Origin of the sequence: Stenotrophomonas sp. STK17_22, assembly GCF_051983905.1 — a bacterium.
Classification (GTDB): domain Bacteria; phylum Pseudomonadota; class Gammaproteobacteria; order Xanthomonadales; family Xanthomonadaceae; genus Stenotrophomonas; species Stenotrophomonas maltophilia_A.
Genome location: NZ_CP197010.1, coordinates 2,309,710 through 2,333,081 on the forward strand (window position 1 = coordinate 2,309,710; position 23,372 = coordinate 2,333,081).

At 66.8% G+C, this 23,372-nt stretch carries 25 protein-coding genes; all 25 read right to left on the reverse strand.

Features of this window, described 5'->3' with window-relative positions:
* Positions 1-82: 82 nt before the first annotated feature.
* Positions 83-2,215: a putative bifunctional diguanylate cyclase/phosphodiesterase gene (locus ACSYS9_RS10720; protein ID WP_071229208.1), complete on the reverse strand. Its 2,133-nt coding sequence runs from the start codon at positions 2,213-2,215 to the stop codon at positions 83-85.
* 164 nt (positions 2,216-2,379) lie between these two features.
* Positions 2,380-3,171: a flagellar biosynthetic protein FliR gene (gene fliR, locus ACSYS9_RS10725; RefSeq protein ID WP_071229207.1), complete on the reverse strand. Its 792-nt coding sequence runs from the start codon at positions 3,169-3,171 to the stop codon at positions 2,380-2,382.
* A gap of 13 nt (positions 3,172-3,184) precedes the next feature.
* The gene (locus ACSYS9_RS10730) at positions 3,185-3,454 is read right to left on the reverse strand and encodes a flagellar biosynthetic protein FliQ (RefSeq protein WP_012510965.1); all 270 of its coding nucleotides are present in this window, start codon (positions 3,452-3,454) and stop codon (positions 3,185-3,187) included.
* A gap of 82 nt (positions 3,455-3,536) precedes the next feature.
* Entirely contained in the window at positions 3,537-4,316 is a 780-nt protein-coding gene (gene fliP, locus ACSYS9_RS10735; protein ID WP_071229206.1) for a flagellar type III secretion system pore protein FliP, read from the reverse strand.
* A 1-nt stretch (position 4,317) separates the two neighbouring features.
* The gene (gene fliO, locus ACSYS9_RS10740) at positions 4,318-4,737 is read right to left on the reverse strand and encodes a flagellar biosynthetic protein FliO (protein ID WP_032129212.1); all 420 of its coding nucleotides are present in this window, start codon (positions 4,735-4,737) and stop codon (positions 4,318-4,320) included.
* Complete coding sequence (fliN, locus tag ACSYS9_RS10745) at positions 4,734-5,069, reverse strand: flagellar motor switch protein FliN (protein WP_012510967.1); 336 nt, start codon at positions 5,067-5,069, stop codon at positions 4,734-4,736. The genes fliO and fliN overlap by 4 nt, the downstream gene beginning before the upstream one ends.
* Positions 5,066-6,070, reverse strand: coding sequence for a flagellar motor switch protein FliM (gene fliM / locus ACSYS9_RS10750; protein WP_032129211.1), 1,005 nt, complete (start codon positions 6,068-6,070; stop codon positions 5,066-5,068). The genes fliN and fliM overlap by 4 nt, the downstream gene beginning before the upstream one ends.
* Positions 6,071-6,080: 10 nt before the next feature.
* Positions 6,081-6,596 carry a flagellar basal body-associated FliL family protein gene (locus ACSYS9_RS10755; protein WP_071229205.1) on the reverse strand — a complete coding sequence of 172 codons (516 nt, stop codon included), beginning with the start codon at positions 6,594-6,596 and terminating at the stop codon, positions 6,081-6,083.
* A gap of 192 nt (positions 6,597-6,788) precedes the next feature.
* On the reverse strand, positions 6,789-7,925 hold the full coding sequence (locus tag ACSYS9_RS10760; protein ID WP_071229204.1) for a flagellar hook-length control protein FliK: 1,137 nt from the start codon (positions 7,923-7,925) through the stop codon (positions 6,789-6,791).
* Positions 7,925-8,392 carry a flagellar export protein FliJ gene (gene fliJ / locus ACSYS9_RS10765; protein WP_005416437.1) on the reverse strand — a complete coding sequence of 156 codons (468 nt, stop codon included), beginning with the start codon at positions 8,390-8,392 and terminating at the stop codon, positions 7,925-7,927. Before fliJ ends, ACSYS9_RS10760 begins: the two co-directional genes overlap by 1 nt.
* A gap of 3 nt (positions 8,393-8,395) precedes the next feature.
* Positions 8,396-9,781, reverse strand: a complete 1,386-nt coding sequence (locus ACSYS9_RS10770; protein WP_032129207.1) for a FliI/YscN family ATPase — start codon at positions 9,779-9,781, stop codon at positions 8,396-8,398.
* Positions 9,778-10,419 (reverse strand): FliH/SctL family protein, encoded by a 642-nt coding sequence (locus ACSYS9_RS10775; protein WP_071229203.1) that lies wholly within the window; start codon positions 10,417-10,419, stop codon positions 9,778-9,780. Before ACSYS9_RS10775 ends, ACSYS9_RS10770 begins: the two co-directional genes overlap by 4 nt.
* On the reverse strand, positions 10,416-11,402 hold the full coding sequence (gene fliG / locus ACSYS9_RS10780; RefSeq protein ID WP_024958226.1) for a flagellar motor switch protein FliG: 987 nt from the start codon (positions 11,400-11,402) through the stop codon (positions 10,416-10,418). Before fliG ends, ACSYS9_RS10775 begins: the two co-directional genes overlap by 4 nt.
* Before the next feature lie 7 nt (positions 11,403-11,409).
* The gene (gene fliF / locus ACSYS9_RS10785) at positions 11,410-13,056 is read right to left on the reverse strand and encodes a flagellar basal-body MS-ring/collar protein FliF (protein ID WP_049401196.1); all 1,647 of its coding nucleotides are present in this window, start codon (positions 13,054-13,056) and stop codon (positions 11,410-11,412) included.
* 12 nt (positions 13,057-13,068) lie between these two features.
* Positions 13,069-13,434, reverse strand: coding sequence for a flagellar hook-basal body complex protein FliE (fliE, locus tag ACSYS9_RS10790; RefSeq protein WP_071229202.1), 366 nt, complete (start codon positions 13,432-13,434; stop codon positions 13,069-13,071).
* A 424-nt stretch (positions 13,435-13,858) separates the two neighbouring features.
* Complete coding sequence (locus ACSYS9_RS10795) at positions 13,859-14,275, reverse strand: hypothetical protein (protein ID WP_071229201.1); 417 nt, start codon at positions 14,273-14,275, stop codon at positions 13,859-13,861.
* Positions 14,276-14,460: 185 nt separating this feature from the next.
* Positions 14,461-15,966, reverse strand: coding sequence for a sigma-54 dependent transcriptional regulator (locus ACSYS9_RS10800; protein WP_071229200.1), 1,506 nt, complete (start codon positions 15,964-15,966; stop codon positions 14,461-14,463).
* The gene (locus tag ACSYS9_RS10805; protein ID WP_010485922.1) at positions 15,963-16,340 is read right to left on the reverse strand and encodes a response regulator; all 378 of its coding nucleotides are present in this window, start codon (positions 16,338-16,340) and stop codon (positions 15,963-15,965) included. The genes ACSYS9_RS10800 and ACSYS9_RS10805 overlap by 4 nt, the downstream gene beginning before the upstream one ends.
* 14 nt (positions 16,341-16,354) lie before the next feature.
* Complete coding sequence (gene rpoN / locus ACSYS9_RS10810; RefSeq protein ID WP_071229199.1) at positions 16,355-17,764, reverse strand: RNA polymerase factor sigma-54; 1,410 nt, start codon at positions 17,762-17,764, stop codon at positions 16,355-16,357.
* Between the two features lie 323 nt (positions 17,765-18,087).
* Positions 18,088-18,720 (reverse strand): response regulator, encoded by a 633-nt coding sequence (locus tag ACSYS9_RS10815; RefSeq protein ID WP_071229198.1) that lies wholly within the window; start codon positions 18,718-18,720, stop codon positions 18,088-18,090.
* Positions 18,721-18,811: 91 nt separating this feature from the next.
* A complete protein-coding gene (locus tag ACSYS9_RS10820; protein WP_071229197.1) occupies positions 18,812-19,390 on the reverse strand; it encodes a PilZ domain-containing protein in 579 nt (192 codons plus the stop codon).
* Positions 19,387-19,677, reverse strand: coding sequence for a hypothetical protein (locus tag ACSYS9_RS10825; RefSeq protein WP_125895720.1), 291 nt, complete (start codon positions 19,675-19,677; stop codon positions 19,387-19,389). Before ACSYS9_RS10825 ends, ACSYS9_RS10820 begins: the two co-directional genes overlap by 4 nt.
* Positions 19,674-20,093, reverse strand: a complete 420-nt coding sequence (gene fliS, locus ACSYS9_RS10830) for a flagellar export chaperone FliS (RefSeq protein WP_049398118.1) — start codon at positions 20,091-20,093, stop codon at positions 19,674-19,676. The genes ACSYS9_RS10825 and fliS overlap by 4 nt, the downstream gene beginning before the upstream one ends.
* 125 nt (positions 20,094-20,218) lie before the next feature.
* Positions 20,219-21,559, reverse strand: coding sequence for a flagellar filament capping protein FliD (fliD, locus tag ACSYS9_RS10835; protein WP_071229195.1), 1,341 nt, complete (start codon positions 21,557-21,559; stop codon positions 20,219-20,221).
* A 183-nt stretch (positions 21,560-21,742) separates the two neighbouring features.
* Complete coding sequence (locus tag ACSYS9_RS10840) at positions 21,743-23,266, reverse strand: flagellin (RefSeq protein ID WP_071229194.1); 1,524 nt, start codon at positions 23,264-23,266, stop codon at positions 21,743-21,745.
* Positions 23,267-23,372: the final 106 nt, after the last annotated feature.

The window sequence follows — 23,372 nt, forward strand, 5'->3', positions numbered from 1 at the left end:
AAGAAGTGTTCCGTGATGGGTTCATGTGCCAACCAAGGTTGGCATCTACCAGAGCAGGTGCAGGTGGGAGCGCAGCCTGGATTTACCCCGGCGGGTGCTGCGTCGGCGGGCTCTGCGCCAGTTCCACCCGCGGCCGGGGCAGGTCATGCAGCTGCATGAAGCGCGCCGCATCCACCGGGCGGCCGAGCAGGTAGCCCTGCAGGTAATCGCAGCCCAGCCGCTCCAGGTAGGCGCGCTGCGCGGCGGTTTCCACGCCTTCGGCCACGATGTCCATGTCCAGCGCGTGGCCCAGCGCCACGATCGCCGAGACGATCACCACGTCCTCGGCGCTGTGCTCCAGGTCGCGTACGAAGGCGTGGTCGATCTTGATTTCGGTGGCCGGCAACCGCTTCAGGTACAGCAGGCTGGAATAGCCGGTGCCGAAGTCATCGATGGAGATGCCCACGCCCAGTGCCGACAACGCCTGCAGCAGGCGCAGGCTGGTATCGGTATCGCGCATGACCGTGCTTTCGGTGATCTCCAGCACCAGGTGGCGTGGGGCAATGTCGTAGCGTTCGATCACTTCACGCACATCCTGCAGCAGGTGCGGCGAACTGAACTGCACCGGCGACAGGTTCACCGACATCGACCAGCCCTCGTGGCCGGCATCGTGCCAGCGGCGCAGCTGCTGGCAGGCCTGGTCCAGCGCCCAGCGCCCGATCTCATTGATCGCACCGCTGCGTTCGGCCAGCCGGATGAAGCGGTCCGGCGGGATCAGGCCATGCTCCGGATGGCGCCAGCGGATCAGCGCTTCGGCACCGGCCACCTTCTGCGTGACTACCTGGATCTTCGGCTGGTAGTGCAGGAACAGCTGCTCGCTGCCGATGGCCCGGCGCAGGTCGGCCAGCAGCCGGAACTGTTGTTCGGCGCTGTCATTCATCCAGTCGGCGAACAGCACGAAGGCGTTGCGTCCGGATTCCTTGGCCTGGTACATCGCTGCATCGGCAAAGGCCATCAGCTGCCGCTCGCTGGCAGCGTGGTCCGGACAGATCGCCACGCCGATGCTGGCGGTCACCTGCAGTTCGTTGTCGGCCAGCAACGGCCCGCTGCCGACCGCCTGCAGGATGCGCCGGGCCAGGGTCGGCAGGTCCTCGTCGTGCTCGATGCGCACCACCAGCACGAATTCGTCACCGCCCAGCCGCGCCAGCATGTCGTTGGGCCGAAGCAGCTGGCGCGTGCGTTCGGCCACCGCAACCAACAGTGCATCGCCGGCCTGGTGGCCGTAGGCATCGTTGACCTGCTTGAAGCCATCCAGGTCCATGAACATCACCGCGAAGCGGCTGCCGCCCTGTTCGGCCTCGGCCAGCGCCTGCACGATGCGACGCTGTAGCAGCAGGCGGTTGGGCAGGCGGGTAAGCGGGTCGTGCAGTGCGGCCTGGGTCAGTTCCTGCTGTGCGTCGGTCAGCGAGGTACTCAACAGGGAATTGCGCAGGCGCAGCAGTTGCGCCTCCACCCGCTGGTCCAGCCAGGAGACCACCAGCACCACGGCCAGGATGGCGACGGTCAGCACCACCACCAGCATGGCCAGCCATTCGCTCTGCAGCCCATCGCCGACGGCTGCGCCGCAGATGCTGCCTTCCGGAAATCGTGCGGCGGCCATGCCGGTGTAGTGCATGCCGACGATGGCCAGCCCGAGCAGGCCGGCAGCCGCGAGCCGGTCGCCGACACGGGTGCGCTGCGCGCGCAGGCGGAACGCCACGTACAGCGCCGTCCACGAGGCGGCCACCGCCACCATCAGCGAAAAAAGCAGCCAGCCCGGGTCGTAGTCGATGCCCGGCTGCATGCGCATTGCAGCCATGCCAACGTAATGCATGCCGGCAATGCCGGTGCCCATCAGCAGCGCGCCACCGGCCAACCGCGGGTGGGGCAGGGTACGCAGCGAAACCAGCCATAGCGCGAACACCGATGAGGCGATCGCCAATGCGAGGGAAAGCAGGGTGATCGGCAGGTCGTAGCCGAGCGGAATGGGCAGATCGAAGGCGAGCATGCCGATGAAGTGCATCGACCAGATGCCCAGGCCCATGGCGAAGCCACCACCGAGGCGCCACCACCACGCCGCGCCCTTGCCGGGTGCAGTGACCGTGCGCCCGGCCATCGCCAGCGCGGTGTACGAAGCCATCACGGCCACCAGCAGCGAGATCGCCACCAGCCACGGGTTGTACGTGCCTACCAGCATTCGTCAGTCTCCCGGACCTGCCTGTCGACGGAAACCACGGTGGGGCATGCATGAGGCAGGCCGACGCACGGCGCCGGCCACGTGCGGCATCCCCCCGGTTGCCGCGTATTCACTCTAACGCGCAGACCCGGGGGAAGGGCAAGCAGTAAAACGTGATGATCCGGTCAGTGTGTGACCGTGTCCGCAGCCTGGAAGGCGGCATCGAACAGGCGCTGTACCGGCGGACCCATTTCCCCGGCCAGCAGCGCCAGCAGGAACAGGCCCAGCAGCAGCGACACTGGCAGGCCGAGCTGGATCGGGTTCAGCGCCGGGGCCGCACGCGCCAGGACGCCGAACGCCAGGTTCACCGCCAGCATTGCCACAGTCAGCGGGATCGCCAGGGTCAATGCGCCGCGCAGTACGGTCAGCAGGAAGGTTGGGGCGATGCTGAAGAAGGCGTGCGGGTCCGGCAGCGGGGCGCCGATCGGCAGCGCCCGGTAGCTGTCCACCACCAGCGAGATCAGCGCAAGGTGCCCGTTGGCGGTGAAGAACAGCAGGCCGAACAGCAGATAGAACCACTGCCCGATCACGCCGGAGGTGCCGCCACGCAGTGGGTCACTCATCTGCGCGAAGGCCAGGCCGGTGCCTTGGGCGATCAGTTCGCCGGCCATCGCGCCGGCCTCGAACACCAGCCGCAGCAGGAAGCCGATGGATACGCCGATGGCCAGTTCACGGGCGATGGTCAGCACCGTGGCGGCATCGAAACCGGTCCAGTCCGGTACCGGCGGCAGCAGCGGCGCCAGCGCGATGGCCAGGGCGCCAGCCAGCACCACGCGCACCCGCGCGGGTACGGCACGGGTGCCGACCATCGGCATGGCCATGGCCACTGCGCCGATGCGCAGCATGGTCCACAGCACGGTGCCGATCATGCCGAAGGCCTGCAGGCCGTCGGCAGCCATCTGGGTGGCGGCGTCCATCGAAGCGCGTGTCCTAGCCGATCAGGTGTGGAATGCGCTGGAACAGCAGCGTGGTGAACTCCACCAGGTGGCCGATCAGCAGGCTGCCCAGCGCGAACAGCACCGCGGTCAGCGCCGCCGCCTTGGCAACGAAGGCGATGGTCGGCTCATTGAGCTGGGTCGCGGCCTGCACCACGCCCACCACCACACCGACCACCAGCACGGTGAGCAGCAGCGGGCCGGCCACCCACAACACGGTGATCAGGCCGCCACGCAGTTCGGTCAGGGCAAGTTCGGGAGTCATTCGGGTTCCATCTGCTCATGTAGAGTCGAGCCGCGCTCGACTGTGCTTCTGTAGAGTCGAGCCATGCTCGACTGCCTCTCGATCACGCCGGATTGAAGCTCGCCGCCAAGGTACCGACGGTCAGCACCCAGCCATCCACCAGCACGAACAGCAGGATCTTGAACGGTGCCGACACCAGCATCGGCGACAGCATCATCATGCCCATCGACATCAGCACGCTGGCCACCACCAGGTCGATGATCACGAACGGGATGAAGATCAGGAAGCCGATTTCGAAGGCGGTCTTCAGCTCGCTGGTGACGAACGAGGCGACCAGAACCGGGAACGGGATCGCATCGGGGCTGGCGTAGGTGCCATGCCCGGCGATGCCGGCAAAGGTCATCAGGTCGGTCTCGCGGATCTGCGCCAGCATGAAGCCGCGCAGCGGCGTGGTGGTCAGCGTCCAGGCGGTCTGGAAGTCGATCTCGCCGTTGAGGTAGGGCGCCATGCCGGTGCTCCAGGCCTTGTCCCAGGTCGGCAGCATGATCATTGCGGTGAGGAACAGGGCCAGGCCCAGCAGCACCTGGTTGGACGGCGTCTGCCCGGTGCCCAGTGCCTGGCGCAGCAGGCCCAGCACGATGATGATGCGGGTGAACGAGGTCAGCACCAGCAGCATCGACGGGATCAGGGTGATCGCGGTCATCAGCAGCAGGGTCTGCAGCGGCAGGCTGACCGGTGCACCGCCGATCTTGCCGACATTGATGTCCGGCAGCGGCGTGGTCGGGGCACCGGAGGCGGCGAAGGCCAGTGCCGGCAACAGGCACAGGGCGAGCATCAGCAGCCACGGCATCAGGGTGGCAAGACGAGTACGGGTGACACGCATGTCAGGGGTCCTTGCGCAGCCGCTGCTGCAGCAGCTGGGCGAAATTCGGCAGGTTCTTGAAGTCCGGCACGCGCACCGGCGCGGGCGGCGGCAGCGGTTCGGGCAGGGTGTGCAGGGTGTTGATGCCGCCAGCGGTGACGCCCAGCAGCAGCTGCTGGCCGTTGACCTCGACCACCACCACGCGCTCCTTGGCACCGACACTCAGGCTGGCCACCACCTTCATGCCGTCGGCCGGGCGGAAGCCGCTGCCGGGCAGGCGCTTGAGCAGCCAGCCGAGGCCGATGACCAGCGCCAGCACTGCCAGCAGCGCCAGCACCGCGCCGAACAGGCTCGGTGCGGCGGCTGCGTGCTGGCCGATCTGCGGGCCGACCGGAGCGGCGGTCTTGCCGACCGCCAGCAGTGTGGAGGCCAGCAGGCTCAACGCAGTCTCCGGATCCGCTCGCTCGGGCTGACCACGTCGGTCAGGCGAACGCCGAAGCGGTCGTTGATCACCACCACCTCGCCGTGGGCGATCAGGGTGCCGTTGACGAACACATCCAGCGATTCGCCGGCGCCGCGTTCCAGTTCCACCACCGAGCCCTGGTTGAGCTGCAGCAGGTTGCGGATCGGCAGGCGGGCACGACCGACTTCCAGCGACAGGGTCACCGGCACGTCGAGGATCACGTCCAGGTTGAGGTCGGCGCCGGCCCCTTCTTCGGCCTGCAGGGTGCCGAACTGGGCCGGGGTCGGTTCGAGGGCGTCGATATCGTTCATTGCGGGTCTTCCTGGATGACGGGTGCGCGCGGGCGGGTGCCCGGCGGATGGGTAGCGGTGATCTTCACGGCGTTCATGCCGTTGGCGATGCCGAACTCGCCGGTGAATACCGGGATGTTCTCCACGCACAGCGGCACCTGCGGGCTTAGCTCGATCGGCAGGATGTCGCCGACCTTCAGCTGGGTCAGGTCACGCAGGGTCATGCGCTTGCTGGCCAGTACGCTGGACAGGGTCACCTCGGCGATGTTGAGCTGTTCGCGCAGGGTCTGGCCCCAGCTTTCGTCGCGATCATTGCGGTCGCTCTGGATGCCAGCGTCGAGCAGCTCGCGGATCGGTTCCAGCATCGAATACGGCAGGGTCACATGGATGTCGCCGCCACCGCCGTCGAGCTCGACGTGCAGCCGGCACACCACCACGTACTCGCGCGGCGTCACGATGTTGGCGAAGTGCGGGTTGATCTCCGAGTTGATGTATTCGAAGTCGACATCCATCACCGGTGCCCAGGCCTCGCGCAGGTCGGCGAAGGTCTGCTTCAGCAGCAGGTGGATCACCCGCATTTCGGTGGCGGTGAACTCGCGGCCTTCAATGCGGGTCGGGTAGCGCCCGTCGCCGCCAAAGAAGTTGTCGACGATGGCGAACACCAGGGTCGGTTCGAACACGATCAGGCCGGTACCGCGCAGCGGCTTGAAGCGGATCAGGTTCAGGTTGGTCGGCACATACAGCGAGTGCATGTAGTCGTTGAACTTGATCAGCTCGATGCCGCGCACCGACAGTTCGGCCGAACGGCGGATCAGGTTGAACAGGCCGATCCGCCACAGGCGCGCGAAGCGCTCGTGGACCATTTCCAGGGTCGGCATGCGACCGCGGATGATGCGGTCCTGGCTGGCGAAGTCGTATGAACGTGCTTCGCCTGACGGCGGTTCCGCATCGGTCTCGACCGCGCCACTGTCCACGCCGTGGAGCAGGGCATCGATCTCGTCCTGGGACAGCAGATCATTCATCGGTGGGCCCTTACTGGGTCACGAAGCTGGTGAACAGCAGATCGTCGGCGCCGTTGCTGCCGGTCTCGGCCTTGAGCACTTTCTGCACTTCGGCCAGCGAAGCGGCCTGCAGCTTCTGCTTGCCGGCGATGTCGGCGATCTGGTCGGGGCTGACCTGCGAGAACAGCATCAGCAGGCGTGCGCGAATGGCTGGCGCATGCGTCTTGATCGCTTCCAGTGCGGCTGGGTCGCGGGTCATCAGCTGCACTTCCAGCTGCAGGTAGCGCGGGCCGTCGACCGGGCCGTTGAGATTGACCACGAACGCCGGGTCCAGCGCGAAGTACTGCGCCGGTGCCGGAGTACTGGCCTTCTTCTGGGCCTGCGCGGTCTTCTCTTCGTGCTTGGACTGGGTGAAGAACCAGACGCCGCCACCGGCGGCAGCGGCAGCGAGCACGGCCACCAGTGCGGTGATCAGGATCGGACTGCGCGGCTTGGCGGCCTTGTCCTTCTCGGCGGTCTTCTTGGTTTTGTCAGCGGCTGCGGCCACGGGGTGAAGCTCCTGAGGGTTGCTTCACCGGGATATGCAAGGGGTGTGCCGGAGCCGGGGCAGAGGGGTGCGACGGAATTCCGTCGGGGTGCCGGTGGGGCCGTGCGGAGCACGCTCCGCACCCACCAACGCGATACTGGTAGGTGCCAACCGTCCCGCTCTGGTGGGTGCCAACCTTGGTTGGCACGCTTGTCAGGCGTACGCGTCCAGCAACCCGCGCTGGCGGATCAACTGCGCGGACGACACGCTGGCCTCGCCCGGCGACGGTTCTCCGTCACCCGCGATGCCGCCGCCACTGGCCTGGCCTGACGCATTGCCGTCACCACCGGGCGCCTGATGACCAACATCAGCATGAGCCAGCTGGAAGCCCTGCTCGCCGAGGAGTTCGCGCAGGCGCGGCAGGCTGCTTTCCAGTGCCTGGCGCACATCCACGTGTGGGCTGCTGAAGCTGGCATGCACCTTGTCGCCGTTCAACTGCAGGCGCACGTCGACCGGGCCCATGTCGTCCGGACTCAACCGGATGTGGGCGTGGCCGATCTTCTGGTCGGCCAGCCAGCCAAGGCGCGCGCCGACGGCCTGGTCGAAACCATCGTCACCGAGCACCGGCTTCGGAGTCGGCTCGCCATTGAAGATGGCGTTGCCGGTAGCGAGTGCGGCTTTCAGATCCTGCACAGCCGCGTTGCCCGGCGCATGCAGCAGCGGCGCTGCGGCACGGTCGCCGATGAGGGGTGCGTCGCTGCCTTCGCCACGCTCGTTGCGCTTGCCGGGCAGCACCAGTTCAGGCAACGGCAATGTGGCTGTCTGGTCGGTGCCGCTGCTGGTGGTGGACGATGTGGCAGCCGCCGCTGTGGATGGCAGGGCTGCGGCGGCCGGTAGTGCGGCGGGGGCGGGTAGTGCGTTGCCGTCTGCGTCGGTAGCCGTTGCAGCCATTGCTGGCAGAGCGGCGGCAGGATCGGCAGGCGCCGGTACCGCCAGCACCAGCCCAGCCAGGCCGAGTGGCGGCCACGGGGCTTCCTCGGTCGCGGCCGGGGTGTCCTTTTCGGCAACCGGCTTGGCCGGTGATGTGGGCACCGTGGCGGCGGTCTCTTCGGGGGCGGCAGCGCTGTCCGGCCTGCGCTCGGCGCCGGCCTGGCCAGTGCTGTCCGATGCCGGTCCCTGCGTGGACGGCATGGGCGAGTTCGAGGGTTTCGAGGGTGCATCGGCAGCCGGCGAGCCACCCTGCAGCAGTTGGCTGAACCCCTTGTTGCCATCACCGCGTGGTGCGCGGGGGGCGCTGCTGCCGGAATGCTGTGGCTGCGCGTTGGCGCTGCTGGCCAATGGCGCGGGCATCACGAGCGGCCTCCCTGCTCGGCGCCGTCCTGATCTTCGGCCTGTACCAGGCGGGCGCGACGCGCGCCAATGTCGTCCATCTCGCGCTGGTCGCGGCGGTCCGTCACCACCTTTTCCTGTGCGCGGTAGCTGGCGGCCAGCTGTTCCAGCACGGCTTTGTCACGGCTGGCCAGGATCAGGCGGGCGCGCTCGGCTTCCACTTTTTCGCGGTTGCCGTTGACCGTGGCCTGCTGCTGCTCCACCGCACTGTCGAGACGGTCGAGGAAGGCGCGCCGGTTCAGCAGCTGCGCCGGGCTGGTCGCTGCCATCTGCGCGTTCGCATATTCCTCGGCATAGCGGCGCAGTTCGTCCAGTCGCGATAGATGGGTATCGAGCACGCGCTGGCGTTCGGCCAGATCGCGGGCGACTGCGTCCTCGTGTTCCTGGGCCCGCTTGAGCAGGGGATCGATGCGCTTGGACTGGTTCATGGCTTAACTCTCTTGTTCCACCAGGCGCTGCAGTGCCGCCTGGCTGTGCGGGAGATCTGCGGCCTTGGCGACGTCCTGGCCGAGGAACTCCATGATTTCCGGCCAGCGTTCCAGGGCTTCGTCGGTGGCCGCGTCGTTGCCGCGCTGGTAGGCACCGATGGCGATCAGGTCGCGGTTGGCCGAATAGGCCGAGACCAGCCGCTTCAGCTTGCGGATGCGCAGGCGCCACGGTTCGTCGGCGATTTCCGTGACCACGCGGCTGACCGACGATTCAACGTCGATGGCCGGGTACAGGCCACTGTCGGCCACGCGCCGCGACAGCAGGATGTGGCCGTCGAGGATCGCGCGCGCTGCATCGGCGATTGGATCCTGCGGATCGTCGCCTTCGGTCAGCACCGTGTAGAACGCAGTGATCGAGCCACGGCCCTTGGCACCATTGCCGGCACGCTCGACCAGCGCCGGCAGCTTGGCGAACACCGACGGCGGATAGCCGCGGGTGGTCGGCGGTTCGCCCACCGACAGGCCGATCTCGCGCTGGGCCTGGGCGAAGCGGGTCAGCGAGTCCATCAGCAACAGCACGTTCAGGCCCTGGTCGCGGAACCATTCGGCGATGGCGGTAGCGCGATAGGCACCATGCAGGCGCGCCAGCGGCGGCCGGTCGGCGGGACTGGCCACCACCACGGCGCGGCGCAGGCCTTCCTCGCCCAGCGTGGTCTCGACGAAGTCGCGTACTTCGCGGCCACGTTCACCGATCAGGCCGACCACGATCACGTCGGCGGCGGTATAGCGGGTCATCATGCCCAGCAGCGTCGACTTGCCGACGCCGGAACCGGCGAACAGGCCGACACGCTGGCCGCGGCCGATCGGCAGCAGCGCGTTGATCGCGCGCACGCCCACGTCCAGCGGCTGGGTGATCGGTTCACGCGCCAGCGGATTGATCGACACGCCGGCCATGCCGACATGCCCTTCGGCGCGGATCGGGCCCTTGCCATCCAGCGGCACGCCGTCGCTGTCGATGACGCGGCCGAGCAGGCCTTCACCCACTTCCACGCCACCACGTCGCGCCGACGGTACCACCCGCGCATTGGGCAACAGGCCATGCAGCTCTGCGCTGGGCATCAGGTAGGTGCGCTCGCCGGCGAAGCCGACCACTTCGGCATCGACCCAGCCACCATCGACCACTTCCACCTTGCAGCTGGCGCCCAGCGGTGCCTCGCAGCCGACCGCTTCCAGGGTGAGCCCGACCGCGCGGCGCAGCACGCCCTCGCGGATCAGGCCGCGGCCATGGGCGGTATCCACACGCAGGCCATCGAGGCGACGGGCCAGGCGCAGGTTGCGGGCCATGGCCCAGTCGGCCGGGGGCGGAGTCGGCTGCTGATCGGGGTTCATGCATTGGCTCCGGTCTGGCGGATCACCGCGTCCAGCGCGCCGCGCAGGCGGGCTTCCAGGGTGCCGTCGATGCGCACGGCTTCGGCGTGCACGCGAAGATCGCCGCGGCTGAGGCTGGTGTCTGGCACCAGGCGCTGTTGTGGCGGCAGGTTCAACAGCGGAGCGAGGGCGGCGATGTCGTCCGGGTGCAGTCGCACTTCCACTTCCCGGGTGCTGCCACCCACCGCGTCGATGGCCTCACCGACCAGCTGTGCCAGCAGTGCCGGGTCGGCTTCATAGGCGCGGCCGACCAGCGCACCGGCGATGCGTACCGCCAGCTCGCCCAGCGCGCCGACCACTTCGTTCTCCAGCCGCACCAGCGGTCGGCTGAAGTTGTCGAGGATGCCTTCGATCTGCGCGGCGAGGCGACGCACCTCCGCCTGGCCCTGGCCGTAACCTTCGGTATGGCCGTGCTGGAAGCCTTCCTTCTCTGCGCTGTCCTGGATGGCCTGGATTTCCTCCAGGGTCGGCAGCTGCAGCGGCGGCTCCGGCTCGTGTTCCGGGTCCGGCTCGGTGAGTTCGAACGCATCCTCCTGATCCAGCACCGGTTCGGGCTGGGCCAGCAGGTCCGGGGCAAGCCAGCGCACGACGTTGCTCACAGCATGGCCTCCGCGCTGCCACCGATGGTGACCGTGCCTTCATCGGCCATGCGCTTGACGATGGCCAGGATCTCGCGCTGCGCGCCTTCCACGTCGGACAGGCGCACCGGGCCACGGGCTTCCATGTCTTCCAGCAGGATTTCGGCCGCGCGCTGCGACATGTTGCGGGTGATCTTGTCGCGCACCTTGATGTCGGCACCGCGCAGGGCCAGGCCCAGGCGCTCGCCGCTCACTTCGCGCAGCACCAGCTGCATTTCGCGGTCGTCGAGGTCGACCAGGTCGTCGAACACGAACATCAGGTCCTGGATGCGGTTGCTCAACGGCGCATCGATGCGGGCGATCTCGCCCAGAATCGCCTGGTCTTGGCCGCTGTCCATGAAGTTCAGGATGTTGGCCGCGCACTGCACGCCGCCGATGTTGGACGACTTCAGGTTCTGGTTGCCGGCGAACTGGCGCTCCATGATCTCGTTGAGTTCATTGAGTGCGTTCGGCGGAATGCCGTCGAGGGTGGCGATGCGCAGCAGCACGTCCACGCGGGTACGGTCGGGCAGCAGCTTCAGCGCGTCGGCGGCCTGGTCGGTTTCCAGGTGCGCCATCACGATGGCGATGATCTGCGGGTGCTCGTTGCGCACCAGGTCGGCCACCGCACGCGGGTCCATCCACTTCAGCGCGTCCAGGCCGGTGGTGTTGCGGCCGAGCAGGATGCGGTCGATCAGGTTCCCGGCCTTCTCGCTGCCCAGTGCCTGCACCAGCATGTTGCGGATGTAATCGTCCGAGCCCACGCCCAGCGAGGTCTTCGAGCCCAGCTCCTGGCCGAACTGGTCCATCACCCGTTCCACCTGTTCGCGGGTGATGTCGGTCATGGTGGCCATGGCGATGCCGATTTTCTGCACTTCCTTGGGTTCCATGTGACGCAGCACTTCGGCCGCATCCAGCTCACCCAGCGAAAGCAGCAGTACGGCGGCGCGCTGCACGCCAGTCAGTGCGGCCTCAGTCATTGGCCACCCAGCCTTTGACCACCTGGGCCACGCGCTTGGAGTCGGTCTTCACGGCTTCACGCGCCATCCGCAGTCGTTCCTCATATGAATCCACCGGCAGGGCCAATGCATCCGGCCCGCCCAGGCTGGCCCGGTCGGCGCCCAGCGCCGGCAGCGGCATGCCATCGTCATCGACCAGCTGCACGTCCGCGGTATGCGGCTCCAGTGCCTGCTCGTCGTTTTTCTTGTTCTGGCCGGTGATCGCGCGCAGTGCAGGGCGCAGCACACCGAACAGCAACGCCAGCACCACCACGGCACCCAGCAGCATGCGGCCGGCGTCGTGCACCCACGGCAGCTCCCACCATGCCGGGCCTTCGACCGGCGTGGTGTCACGCACGAACGGGGCATTCATCACCGACACGGTGTCGCCACGCTCGGCGTTGAAGCCGACGGCCTGCTTGACCAGCGCCTCGACGCGGGTCAGTTCGGCGGCCGACAGCGGCTGCGGGCTCATCTTGCCGTTGGCACCGGCGCGCGGGACGTTGTCCACCAGCACCGCCACCGAGACGCGCTTGATGCGGCCGGCCGGCTGGCGGGTGTGCTGCAGGGTGCGGTCCAGCTCGTAGTTGCGGGTCGCGTTCTTGCTGCTTTCGGTCGGGGCCTGCGCAGTGGCCGGTGCGGCCTGCTGGCCCGGCGGGCTGTTGCTGGTCGCGCCCGGCACGCCCTGCGGCCCCGGGGTGCTGGTGGTGTTCTCGCTCATCTGCTCGCTGCGCAGCTTCTGCGGTTCACCGTTGTAGAGCTCACGGGCTTCCTCGGTCACCGAGAAGTCCATGTCCACGCTCACTTCCGGATTGACGCGGCCAGGACCGGTCATCGGCTCCAGCAGCTCGCGGATGCGCTGGTTGAACGAGGTTTCCTGGCGGCGGACCTGCTCGAACTGGGCCGCATTGACCGCCGCCTCGCTGTTCGGGTCGGTGATGCTGAGCATGCGCCCGCTCTGGTCGACCACGGTCACGCGTTCCGGAGCGAGGTCCGGAATGCTGGCCGCGACCATGTGCACGATGGCGTCCACCTGGCTGCGTTCCAGCTGCTGGCCGCCACGCAGTTCCAGGGTGACCGAGGCGCTGGCCACGTCACGCTGCCGGGTGAAGGCGCTGGGCTTGGGAATGGCCAGGTGCACGCGCGAATCGCGCACCGGGCGCAGCGTGTTGATGGTGCGCGACAGCTCGGTTTCCAACGCATGCTGGTAGCGCGCGCTTTCCACGAACTGGCTGACGCCGAAGCCCGGGTCGCGCTCCATCAGCTCGAAGCCGAGCTTGCCGCTGTCGGTCAGGCCGGAGCCGGCCAGCTTCAGGCGGGCGTCGTGCAGGTTCTTTTCCGGCACGGTGATGCCACCGGTGGCCGGGTCGAGGGCGAACGGGATCTGCGCGGCGCGCAGCAGGTCGGTCGCTTCAGCGGTCGCCTTCTGGTCCAGGCCGGTATACAGCGGGACCATGCCGGGCTTCTGCGACCAGAAGAACACGGACAGCCCGGCCGCTACGGCCACGGCGATCATCGCCATCAGTCCGAGCCGACGGGTGATCTGCAGGCTTTGCAGCCGATCGAACCACTGGCCCGCCTTTTCGGCGTTCAGGGATTCCTTGGAGAGCGACAGGGCCATGCGGTTCTATCCTTACAGCGGCATGTTCATCACGTCCTGGTAGGCCTGGACGAGACGGTTGCGGACTTCCACGGTGGCGCGGAAGGCGATCTGGGACTGCTGCGAGGCGACCATGACCTTGGCGAGGTCGGCGCTGGGGTCGCCCATTTCGAAGGCTTTGGCCAGGGCGCCGGATTTCTGTTGCGCGTCGTTGACGCCGGCAATCGCACCACGCAGGGTTTCGGTGAAGCTGGCCGGCTGGGTCTGCGGTGCTTCCAGCACCGTGCCCGGCAGGGCGTTGCTGCGCGGCGTTTCGCCCAGCGGGTTGAGCGCCGGCTGTCCCATCTGGGTCTGATAGGAGCGGATCTGCGAAAGGATCGACGTGACGGAGTGGGACATCTGCAACGGTTCCAGAAACAGGGGATGGGGTTGTCTGCTGGAGCAGGTGCAAGTGCCGTGCCGAAACCGGTTTTCGATTCAGTGAAGTGAGGAGGTTGGGTGTGCGTGCGGGGTTGCACCCCGCTCCCCGCGGTAGTGCCGGCCGCTGGCCGGCAACCTCAGCGGCAACGGCCGAAGCAACAGCAAAAGCGGGGCTACTGATGGTTGGCGGGGTGGGTCCGGTTGCGGGGGACGCTGCAAGTACATCCATGTAAGCTCGGTCGCGCCATCCATGGCGCTCACGCCCCCGCAACCGGACCCACCCCGCCTTCGACAGAATTCCGCGATCTGTTGGAACCTGCTGCTGATGGTGGGTGCCGACCGTTGGTCGGCACGGGCTCTTACCCCATTGACGGCGCCATTTAACCGGCGTCGGTTTTCTGGCCTATGGCTGCAGGGTCCAACGGCCGGAATTCTGGCGCTGGCGGGGTGCGATGGGGCCGTCGTGCTGGGTGTAGATGAAGCGGCCCTGGTGGTCGGTCTGGCAGGTCAGCAGCAGGGTGTAGTGGGCCGGGCCGGCTGGGTGGGACTCGGTCATCTGGATTTCCGCGATATGCGGGGCCAGGCGCTGATAGCGGTAGCTGCCGCCGATGCGGAGGTCGGTGCCGAGGATGTCCAGTACATACTGGTTGCCGGCGAAGCTGACCTGCACCATGCGTCCGGCATTGGGGTTGTCCGGTGCGTACAGCGGGTCGCTGAGGTTGGTGAACTGGCGCTGGTCCAGTGTGGTGGGCAGGGTGCAGTCGGCGGCGGTGGCCAGGGCCGGGAAGAGCAGGGTGGCAAGCAGGGTGAGGCGATGCATGGTGGGACCTCATTGGGATGTCCTTGCCATGCTCCGCACTGCGGCGGTGATGTCTTTAGGAAAACGTGCAAATGCAATGGGGTCAGATCTCTTTCCGCAGGAAAGGGATCTGACCCCTGGTACTGGAAACACCAACGCCTGGGCTAGCCCAGGCGTTCGTGCCCCCTTCATGCTGGTTGCGAGCTTCAGCCGGCCAGTTCAGCCTGCTCACGTTCGATGCCGTACTTGCGCAGCTTTTCCACCAGGGTGGTGCGGCGCAGGCCGAGCAGCTGGGCGGCGTGGGCGACGACGCCCTGGGTGCGTTCCAGTGCTTCGTTGATCAGGCCCAGTTCGATGTTGGCCATGTGGTTGCGCAGGTCCATGCCTTCATCGGGCAGCGCCGCCGGTGCTGCGGCGCGATTGACGGCAATGCCGTGCTCCAGCGCCGGTTGGTTGCCGCCGCCCGGGGTGTGGAACGAGAAGCTGCGCAGGTCCAGGCGTTCTTCGCTGGCCGTCGGCTGTACCGGTGCCGGTGCGGCCACCGCTGCCAGTGCAGCGTCGCCACGGTAGCGGGCCGGCAGGTCCTGCACGCGCACCGAGCCGCCCGGGTGCAGCACCGCCAGGCGCTCGACCAGGTTGGTCAGTTCGCGCACATTGCCCGGCCACTCGTAGCCGGCCAGGGCCTGCAGGGCTTCCGGGGTGAAGCGCACTTCGCCACGGCCGGTGCGGGCCAGCTGTGCGGCGATGGTTTCCACCAGCGCCGGCAGGTCTTCGCGACGCTCGCGCAGGGCGGGCACGTCGATCGGGAACACGTTGAGGCGATAGAACAGATCCTCGCGGAACTTGCCTTCGGCAATACGGGTTTCCAGGTCGCGGTGGGTCGCGGCCACAACGCGTACGTTGCAGCGGATGGTCTGGTTGCCACCGACACGCTCGAAACTGCGTTCCTGCAGCACGCGCAGCAGCTTCACCTGCATCGGCAGGCTCATGTCGCCGATTTCGTCGAGCAGCAGGGTACCGCCTTCGGCCATTTCGAAACGGCCCTTGCGCGCGGTCAGTGCGCCGGTGAAGGCACCCTTTTCGTGGCCGAACAGTTCGCTTTCCAGCAGGTCGGCCGGAATGGCGCCGCAGTTGATCGCCACGAACGGGCCATCACGGCGCGGCGAGCGCTGGTGGATCGCGCGCGACACCACTTCCTTGCCGGTACCGGATTCGCCCAGCACCAGCACGGTGGTGTCGAATGCGGCCACCTGTTCGATCATGGTGCGCAGCTCGGTCACCGCCGGGCCGTTGCCGGTCGGCCCCTGGTCCTGCGCGGCGCCGGCCTGGTGCTCGGCGTCCAGGCGCTTGAGGCTGGCGCGGCGCAGCAGGGCTTCCATCTGCGCATGGCGCAGCGGCGTTTCCAGCGGCCAGATGTTGGCTTCGTGCAGCCCGTGCTGCTGGGCAAACGCTGCGGCATCACCATCGGCCAGCAGCACCGGTGGCGGCAGGCTGCTGCCGCCCAGCCAGTGGTACAGCGCAGTGCTGGCAGCGGTGTCGTCCAGGCTGCCGACGATCACGGCCATCCAGTCGTTCTGGCGCTGGCGGGCCAGGTCGAAGTCGGCCGCGTCGGACACCCAGCGCGGGTTGAAGTCCATGAATTCCAGCAGGGCAACGGTGCGCTCAGCGCGCACGGCGTCGTTGTCCAGCACCAGGATGCGCGATTCGCTCACGATCGATCCTCCCTGAGGCCTTCCAGGATCGGCATGACTTCCTGGATGTAGGACAGCTTGCTGACGAAATTGTCGGCGCCGGCACGCAATGCGTGTTCGCGGTGTTCGGCGTCGTCGAAGTGGCTGGCGATCACGATGTACGGTGCATCGTCCTGCGACTTGATCAGGCGGGTGGCCTGCAGGCCGCCCATTTCCGGCATCGCCAGGTCCATCAGCACCACCTGCGGGCGCAGCGTTTCCGAGCGCTCGATCGCTTCCAGGCCGTTGCCGGCGCTGCCGACGATCTGCAGCCAGTCGATCTTGCGGAAATGGCGCATCGCCGCGTTGATGAAGCCCTCGTGGTCATCGACCAGCAGGACCGTGAGCTTGTTCATGTCCAACATCCTTTTCAGCCCACCCGGGCCAGCTGGGGTTGCCTGGCGCTGAGCCGGCGCCGTTCGCGGGCCGGGGCGATATCCAGTTGTTCTCGGTATTTTGCGACGGTTCGGCGTGCAATGTTCACCCCCTGGCGTGACAGCAGGCCGGCAATGGCCTCGTCGGCCAGCGGGCGGCCGGCCGGTTCGGCGTCGATCAGGCGGCGGACCATGGCCTTCACCGCCTGGCCGGAGACGCTGGCGCCTTCCAGGCGCACGGCGAAGAAGTGCTTCAGCTCGAAGGTACCGCGCGGGGTCTGCAGGAACTTGCCGGTGGTGATGCGCGAGACGGTGGACTCGTGCATGCCGATTTCTTCGGCCACTTCCTTCAGGGTCAGCGGGGCCATGGCCTCTTCGCCACGGACCAGGAAGGCGGCCTGCCGCTCGACGATCACCCGCGCGGTGCGCAGCAGGGTGTCGTAGCGCATCGACAGCCCGCGGCTGAACCAGCGCGCTTCCTGCAGCATCTCGCGCAGTGCCGGGGCGGCTTCGCTGGTTTCGGCCAGGGCCTGTTCGTACTCGCTGTTGATGGAGACGCGGCGGCTGGTGGCCGGGTTCAGGGCGACCTTCCATTGCCCATCGGCGTGCCAGGCGACCACGTCCGGCACCACCACGGCGTTGCGTTCGGGCAGCAGGCTGTCACCCGGGCGCGGCTGCAGCGAGAGGATCAGGCGCACCGCCTCGCGCACGTCGTCGATCTCGGCGTCGTGCTGGCGGGCGAGGGCGGGGTAGTCGTGGGCGGCCAGCGCGTCGAGCGCGCCATCGAGAATGCGGGCCGCCAGGTGGCGGGCGGGAACCGCACCGTGCAGGCTGCGCAGCTGGGCCTGCAGGCCTTCGCGCAGGTCCTGCGCGGCCATGCCGGCGGGCTCGCCATGCAGCAGTTGCTGTCGGATGGCTTCCACGCCGTCGGCGGCGATGTCGAACTGGGCGCTGGCCAACAGCTGCAGCTGGGCCAGCGGCGCCTGCAGGTAGCCGGCTTCATCGCAGTGGTCCAGCCAGAACGCGGCCACCGCCAGCTGGCGGTCGTCCATGTCCAGCGACAGGCGCTGCAGCACGCGCAGCTGCGGGTCGGTCGACTCGCCGGCGGCGATGCGCGCCATGCGGTCGTCGTCACCATCCTGCCAGTTGGCACCCGCCACGTCCCACATCGACGACTCGGGCAGTTCGTCGAAGGCGGCGGTGTCGAGGGTGGTGGCACTCGCTTCGGTGGCCTCGGCAGCAGGCGCTTCGGCCTCTTCGATCTCCAGCAGCGGGTTGGAGTCCAGCAGGCGCTGGATCTCCTGTTCCAGGTGCAGGCCATCGAGCTGCAGCAGCCGGATCGACTGCAGCAACTGCGGGGTGAGGTGGAGTTGTTGGCCCAGCTGGGTCGAGAGTGCAGCCTTCATCGTGGTTCCCCGGCACCGCTCCCCGGCGCCTTGTGGAACGCATCTTGCTTTTGATCCGGCGGGGGCGGAATCGGGGGGTTCCTGAGGGCTTTCGTAGATATCCCGACAGGGTGTAAGGGTTTCCCCTACATTGGCGCGGGATATTGGCGAAGGCTGCCGCCAAGTCATTGATTCGTGGTGCCGAGCCGACCGTATCCGTGGTGCGCCGTGTACGGATTCCTGTCAGGGCCTGTCAGGGTGACGGGAATTCGTCGCCGGTGCAGTGCCGGGCAGCAGCCGGATCCCTTTCCACAGGAAAGGGATCTGGCCCCACCAGCAGGCAATCACTCCAGCTCGTGCTGGTGGCGTGCAGCCAGCAGCAACAGGTCATTGGCGCGCCGGCAACCCAGCGACTCCATCATGCGTGCGCGGTGGGTCTCCACCGTCTTGACGCTGATGCCGAGATCGGCGGCGATTTCCTTGTTGCTTTCGCCCTTGCCGATGCGGCGCAGGATCTCGCGCTGGCGCGGCGACAGCGCGGCGATGCCGGTGGGCTTCTCGCGGCCCAGCATGGGCGCCAGCATCTTGGCCGAGATCTGCGGGCTCAGGAACACCTGGCCGGCGTGCGCGGCGCGCAGCGCCAGTTCCAGCTCCTGCGGTGCCGCATCCTTGACCACGAAACCGACCGCGCCACGATCCAGCGCGTCGCGCACGTGCGCGGCGTCGTCGTGCATGGTCATCATCACCACCCGCGTGCCGGGGGCGCGCAGGCGGATGTCGCTGAGGGCTTCCAGGCCGGTGCGGCCGGGCAGTGACAGGTCCATCAGGATCACGTCCGGGGCGTGCTGCAGGGCCAGCTGCAGTGCCTGCTCGGCATTGCTGGCCTCGGCGACGAGCTGCACGTCGGCAAACCCCTGCAGCAGCCGCGCCAGGCCGGCGCGGACCAGGGTGTGATCGTCGACGATGAGAACTCGCACAGGCACGTTGGAGGTCCGTGAGGGGAGTCCACCTTAACTTAGCTGAACGGGCGCGCCAAGGGTTGCCCATCCGGCGTCATGGTGGCAGGTTTCAGCGGGCGCGGCGTGCTTCGGCCACCTGGCGGCGATGCAGGCGGAACAGATGCCGCTCCATGGCCATCTCCAGGCCATCGCCAAGGCGCTGGAAACGCAGCCACAGGTAATGACCACCGCTACCGTCCGCCGCTTCGGCGATCACTTCCACGGGCAGGTCGATATGGTCAGGCAGCCAGTCGCTGGGCTGCAGGCGCACCAGGCCGGCCTGGCCAGGGCTGGCGCCGCTGCGCGGCCCCAGCTGCAGGCGGATGCCGCGGCGTGACCAGCGCACGGGGCGCAGCGTCAGTTCCTGGCCCTGCTGGCGTACCAGGCGGCCGAGCAGCACCATTGCCAGATCCAGCTTGGCTTCCAGCCTCTGCAGCTGCAGGCTGGACTCATTGCGGTCGTCGTGCTCGTCAACGCGGCTGTCCTCGACCAAGGCCAGGCTGCGCAGCAGGCCTTCGGCACTGCTGGTGCGACCGGCGGCGCTGCCTGCCTGGAACTCGGCCGGCAAGGCCAGCTCGCAGCTGAGCGTTTCGTCGAACAGCTCGCTTTCGGCGGGGTGGTGCAGCGACGTGGTCGGCAGTTGGGTCATGCGAGTGATTCTGCCTGCAGGTAGGCATGCGCCGCGCGAAGGGAGCGGCCGGTGTGCTTCAGGTGAGCTGCGGCTTCATCGCGGAGGGAGATCATGCGCGCCAGTACGCGTTGCTGGTGGTCACGCAAGGCGAGGATGGCGGCATCACTGGGGCGCTCGACAACCAGCGACAGGGCAGCCACGGCTTCCAGGTGTTCGGCCATCAGGCGTTCGCTGGTGTCGTGGTCCTCGCCCTCGAGGCTGGTTTCCAGCGTATCAAGGGCGTCGTGCATAGTTTGAAGGTTCATGGCGCCACCGCTTTGGTGACCTGGCGCTGGTCTGCCGGAATCGCGTTCCAGGCCGAATCGATCTCCACCATCAAGCCCAGGGCTTCCTTCAGTGCGGTTGGATCGTTGTGCAGGTTGCCCTCGGTCAGGCGCATGATGACGAAGTCGTACAGTGCCGACAGATTGCCGGCAATCTCGCCGCCGGCTTCGTGATCGAGCGAGCCGTTGAGGTGGCCGACGATGGCGCAGGCTTCGCCGATGGCCTTGCCCTTGCGCGCCTGGTCATTCTGCTGCAAAGAGGCTTCAGCGGTGCGGATGCGCTCGCAGGCACCGGCCAGCAGCAGCGCTACCAACTTGTGTGGATCGGCATCGACGACCGAGGTGGTCACGCCGACTTTTCGGTACTGCTCGGCGAACTGCCGATTGGAACCGTACATAGGGGAAGTCTCCTGGAATGCCTGCCCATCCGCGTGGGTTGAGGGGTTCGGCACGGGTCTAACGGGTTATCGGCGCAGCCGGGGCTCTACTTGAGTACCGACTGCGCCGGAAAAATGCCTGGAAATCAGTTGCCGAGCTGCTGGATGAGCGAGCCGCCGGCCGATTGCATCTGCGTGACCATCTTTTCCATCGCGGTGAACTGCTTGGTGTAGCGGTCGGCCACCTTTTCCATGTTCTTGTCCAGCTCGTCCAGCTGCTTTTCCAGTGCCTTGATCTGCTTGTTCAAGGTCGCCGTACGCTGGGTGATCGTGCCGGTGGTCGCGTCCAGGCTGCTCTTGAGCAGTTCGGTCATCGGCTTGCCCAGCGCGCCCTCTGCACCGAACAGTTTGGTGGCGGCCTCGGGGTTCTTGGCCAACGCCGTGTCGAGCTTGGCGCCATCAAGGCTCATGCTGCCATCGGCAGCAATGGTGATGCCCAGATCCTTGAGATCGTTGACGTTCGCACTCAGCTGGGCGCGCAGCTGCTGCTGCAGGCCGCGGACCATGGCATCTCCGGTCATGGTCGATGCAGTGCGCGTCTCGGCGTTGTAGGCGCTGGAGCTCTTCAGTGTCGCCTGAATGCCGTTGTAGGCGGTGATGAAGGCCGTGAGGTTGGTCTTCAGCGTGCTGTTGTCCGGAGTGACGGTCAGCGTCTGCGTCTCGCCTTCCTTCGCCTTGGTCAGGGTGAGGCTGATGCCGGGCACCAGATCGGTGATGGTGTTGGAGCTGCTGGTGCGGGTGAAGCCATCCACCACGACCACAGCGTCCTTGGCGGGCACCATCTCGGTCATCTTCGACGCCGATGTGCCGTCATAGGCCAGTTCGGAGAGTCCGCCATTGCCGCCACTGGCGCTGACCTTCAGCGCGCCCTTGCTGCCGGAATCGACAGCGGTCAATACCAGGTGCATGCCATCGTCGGCGGTCACCACGGCTGCGGTAACGCCCTTGCTCTCGGCGGCGGAATTGATCTCGGCTGCGATCTTCTCCATCGTCGCGCCGGGTTCGATGTTCACGCTGATGGACTTGTCGCCGTATGCGATCGTCAGCGTTCCGTCGCCAACCACGGCGTCCTTTGTATAAGCCTTGGAGCTGAGCTTCTGGTTCTGCGCCAGGGATTTGACTTCCACCTGGTGGCTGCCCGCAGCGGCCTTGCCGGCGGTCGTGCTGGTGTCCAGGGTTGCAGTGAAGTTCGACTCGGTCGGCGTGCTGACTTTCAGGCCGGGGGTGGCCACACCCTTGACCAGAGTCTTCAGTGCGCTCTGCAGGCTGGTCATTCCACTTTTGATGGTGCCAAGCGCCGACAGCTTGGCACTGGCGGCAACGCCCGCGGAGTTGATCTGCTTTTCCCGGGGTTCGCGTTCCTTGGCGGTCAGCTGTGCAACCAGGCTGGGGATGTCGAGGCCGGAACCAATCGTGCCGATGGCCATGAGGGGAATCCTTTTTCTTGGACGGGCCGGGCGGGTGTCCTGCACCTGCTATCGGCCTGGGAGGGGCGAGCTTGAGCGTGGAAACGCTCTCCAGCCATCTGCAAGGCCCATGCCAATCCGCCTCCGGGTACGAAGAAGGGGGCTTTCGCCCCCTTCCCGTTGTTACCTTGTACTACCGCTGGATCAGCGCAGCAGGCTCAGCACGTTCTGGCTGGACTGGTTGGCCTGGGCCAGCATGGCGGTACCGGCCTGCTGCAGGATCTGGTTGCGGGTCAGCTCGGCGGTTTCCGAAGCGTAGTCCACGTCGCGGATGCGGCTGCGGGCAGCCGACATGTTCTCCGACGAGGTGTTCAGGTTTGCAACCACCGAGGTGAAGCGGTTCTGGATCGCACCCAGATCGGCGCGGGCGGAGTTGATCGAGTTCAGGGCTGCGTCCATCGCCAGGATGGCGTTGTCTGCACCGCCCACCGAAGAGATGTCCAGAGCAGCAAAGCCGGTTTCCGCTCCGCCAGCGGCGTAGTTGTTGGTTTTTTCTGCAGTCAGGCCTGTCTGCTCCTTGAGCGCGGCGTTGCCAGCAGCGTCATTCGTCGAGGAGGCCACTGTGAAGTTGCCGTCCTTGGCAGTCAACATGACCTTTCCGTCTTCCAGCGATGCAGTCACGCCGGTTTCATGGGTCTTGGCGTTGATCGCGTTGACGGTCTGCGTGGCGCGGTCGCCAGCGTTCTTCGCAGCGTCGAGGTTGATCGTTACAGCCTGACCGGGCTTGCCATCAACGTTGCCGGTGATCGTGAAACTGGTGGCAGTGTACGTAGCTGCCTTCGCTTCGACACCCGTGAACGTACCTGCGAAGCCGGTGCCATCAAAGCCGCCGCCGGTCTGGGTGATCACCAGATCGGTGCCGTCAGCCTTGCTGAACTTAAGATCGCCGCCAGCCACAGTGCCGCTCACGGTGATGCCGGCCTTCTTGAAGTCATCTGCTTTGTCATTCAGAGCCGTTTGCATAGCGGTAGCAGTGACGCCAGCCGTCGGCTCATCCACAACGGTAACATTACCGACCGTCAGCTTGTACGCAGTGCCAGGCGCCACTGTGGCGAAAGTACCCGCAGGCACGGATTCGGACTTCTCGGCCTTAACTGCGCCGCCATCAGGAAGAACACCTGCAGTCGAACCATTGGTGGATGCGCTGGTCCAGCTACCCAGCTTGCTGATGTTGGCGTTGGCGATCTGCGAGATGTTGATCGTCTGGCCCTGGTCGGCGCCGATCTGGAAGGCCTGGCTGGTGAACTTGCCGTCCAGCAGGTTGGTGCCGTTGAAGTTGGTCTGTTCGGCGACGCGCTGGATTTCCTGCTTCAGCAGCTGCACTTCGGCGTTCAGGGCCTGGCGGTCGGAATCGGAGTTGGTGGCGCTGCGCGACTGCACGGCCAGCTCGCGGACGCGCTGCAGGTTGTTGCCGATCTCACCCAGCGCGCCTTCGGCGGTCTGGGCCAGCGAGATGCCGTCGTTGGCGTTGCGGGCGGCCTGGTTGGCGCCGCGGATCTGGGTGGTGAAGCGCTCGGAGATCGCCAGGCCGGCGGCATCGTCCTTGGCGCTGTTGATGCGCATGCCCGAGGACAGGCGCTGAATGGTGGTGGCCAGGTTGGCGCCGCTGGTGCCCAGGTTGCGCTGGGCGTTCAGCGACATGGTGTTGGTGTTGATGACTTGTGCCATGGTGCGGTTTCCTTGTAGGCAGTGTGTCCGGCAGAGCAGCCTGACCGGTTTCGGGGGGCAGTGGCTGGCTTCCCCCCAAGGGGTGTGCTACCGCTGCTGAAATCAA

What these genes read in the sequence shown, in the direction of transcription:
- fliN (WP_012510967.1), bottom strand. Translation starts at nt 5,069, where the DNA reads ATGAACGATATCGACGCCCTCGAACCGACCCCGGCCCAGTTCGGCACC.
- fliD (WP_071229195.1), bottom strand. Translation starts at nt 21,559, where the DNA reads ATGGCCATCGGCACGATTGGTTCCGGCCTCGACATCCCCAGCCTGGTT.
- ACSYS9_RS10760 (WP_071229204.1), bottom strand. Translation starts at nt 7,925, where the DNA reads ATGCCCGCGCCATTGGCCAGCAGCGCCAACGCGCAGCCACAGCATTCC.
- fliP (WP_071229206.1), bottom strand. Translation starts at nt 4,316, where the DNA reads ATGCGTGTCACCCGTACTCGTCTTGCCACCCTGATGCCGTGGCTGCTG.
- ACSYS9_RS10825 (WP_125895720.1), bottom strand. Translation starts at nt 19,677, where the DNA reads ATGAACCTTCAAACTATGCACGACGCCCTTGATACGCTGGAAACCAGC.
- fliR (WP_071229207.1), bottom strand. Translation starts at nt 3,171, where the DNA reads ATGGACGCCGCCACCCAGATGGCTGCCGACGGCCTGCAGGCCTTCGGC.
- ACSYS9_RS10840 (WP_071229194.1), bottom strand. Translation starts at nt 23,266, where the DNA reads ATGGCACAAGTCATCAACACCAACACCATGTCGCTGAACGCCCAGCGC.
- rpoN (WP_071229199.1), bottom strand. Translation starts at nt 17,764, where the DNA reads ATGAAGGCTGCACTCTCGACCCAGCTGGGCCAACAACTCCACCTCACC.
- fliM (WP_032129211.1), bottom strand. Translation starts at nt 6,070, where the DNA reads ATGAATGATCTGCTGTCCCAGGACGAGATCGATGCCCTGCTCCACGGC.
- fliF (WP_049401196.1), bottom strand. Translation starts at nt 13,056, where the DNA reads ATGGCCCTGTCGCTCTCCAAGGAATCCCTGAACGCCGAAAAGGCGGGC.
- ACSYS9_RS10795 (WP_071229201.1), bottom strand. Translation starts at nt 14,275, where the DNA reads ATGCATCGCCTCACCCTGCTTGCCACCCTGCTCTTCCCGGCCCTGGCC.
- ACSYS9_RS10805 (WP_010485922.1), bottom strand. Translation starts at nt 16,340, where the DNA reads ATGAACAAGCTCACGGTCCTGCTGGTCGATGACCACGAGGGCTTCATC.
- fliE (WP_071229202.1), bottom strand. Translation starts at nt 13,434, where the DNA reads ATGTCCCACTCCGTCACGTCGATCCTTTCGCAGATCCGCTCCTATCAG.
- ACSYS9_RS10730 (WP_012510965.1), bottom strand. Translation starts at nt 3,454, where the DNA reads ATGACTCCCGAACTTGCCCTGACCGAACTGCGTGGCGGCCTGATCACC.
- ACSYS9_RS10770 (WP_032129207.1), bottom strand. Translation starts at nt 9,781, where the DNA reads ATGAACCCCGATCAGCAGCCGACTCCGCCCCCGGCCGACTGGGCCATG.
- fliS (WP_049398118.1), bottom strand. Translation starts at nt 20,093, where the DNA reads ATGTACGGTTCCAATCGGCAGTTCGCCGAGCAGTACCGAAAAGTCGGC.
- fliJ (WP_005416437.1), bottom strand. Translation starts at nt 8,392, where the DNA reads ATGAACCAGTCCAAGCGCATCGATCCCCTGCTCAAGCGGGCCCAGGAA.
- ACSYS9_RS10720 (WP_071229208.1), bottom strand. Translation starts at nt 2,215, where the DNA reads ATGCTGGTAGGCACGTACAACCCGTGGCTGGTGGCGATCTCGCTGCTG.
- ACSYS9_RS10820 (WP_071229197.1), bottom strand. Translation starts at nt 19,390, where the DNA reads ATGACCCAACTGCCGACCACGTCGCTGCACCACCCCGCCGAAAGCGAG.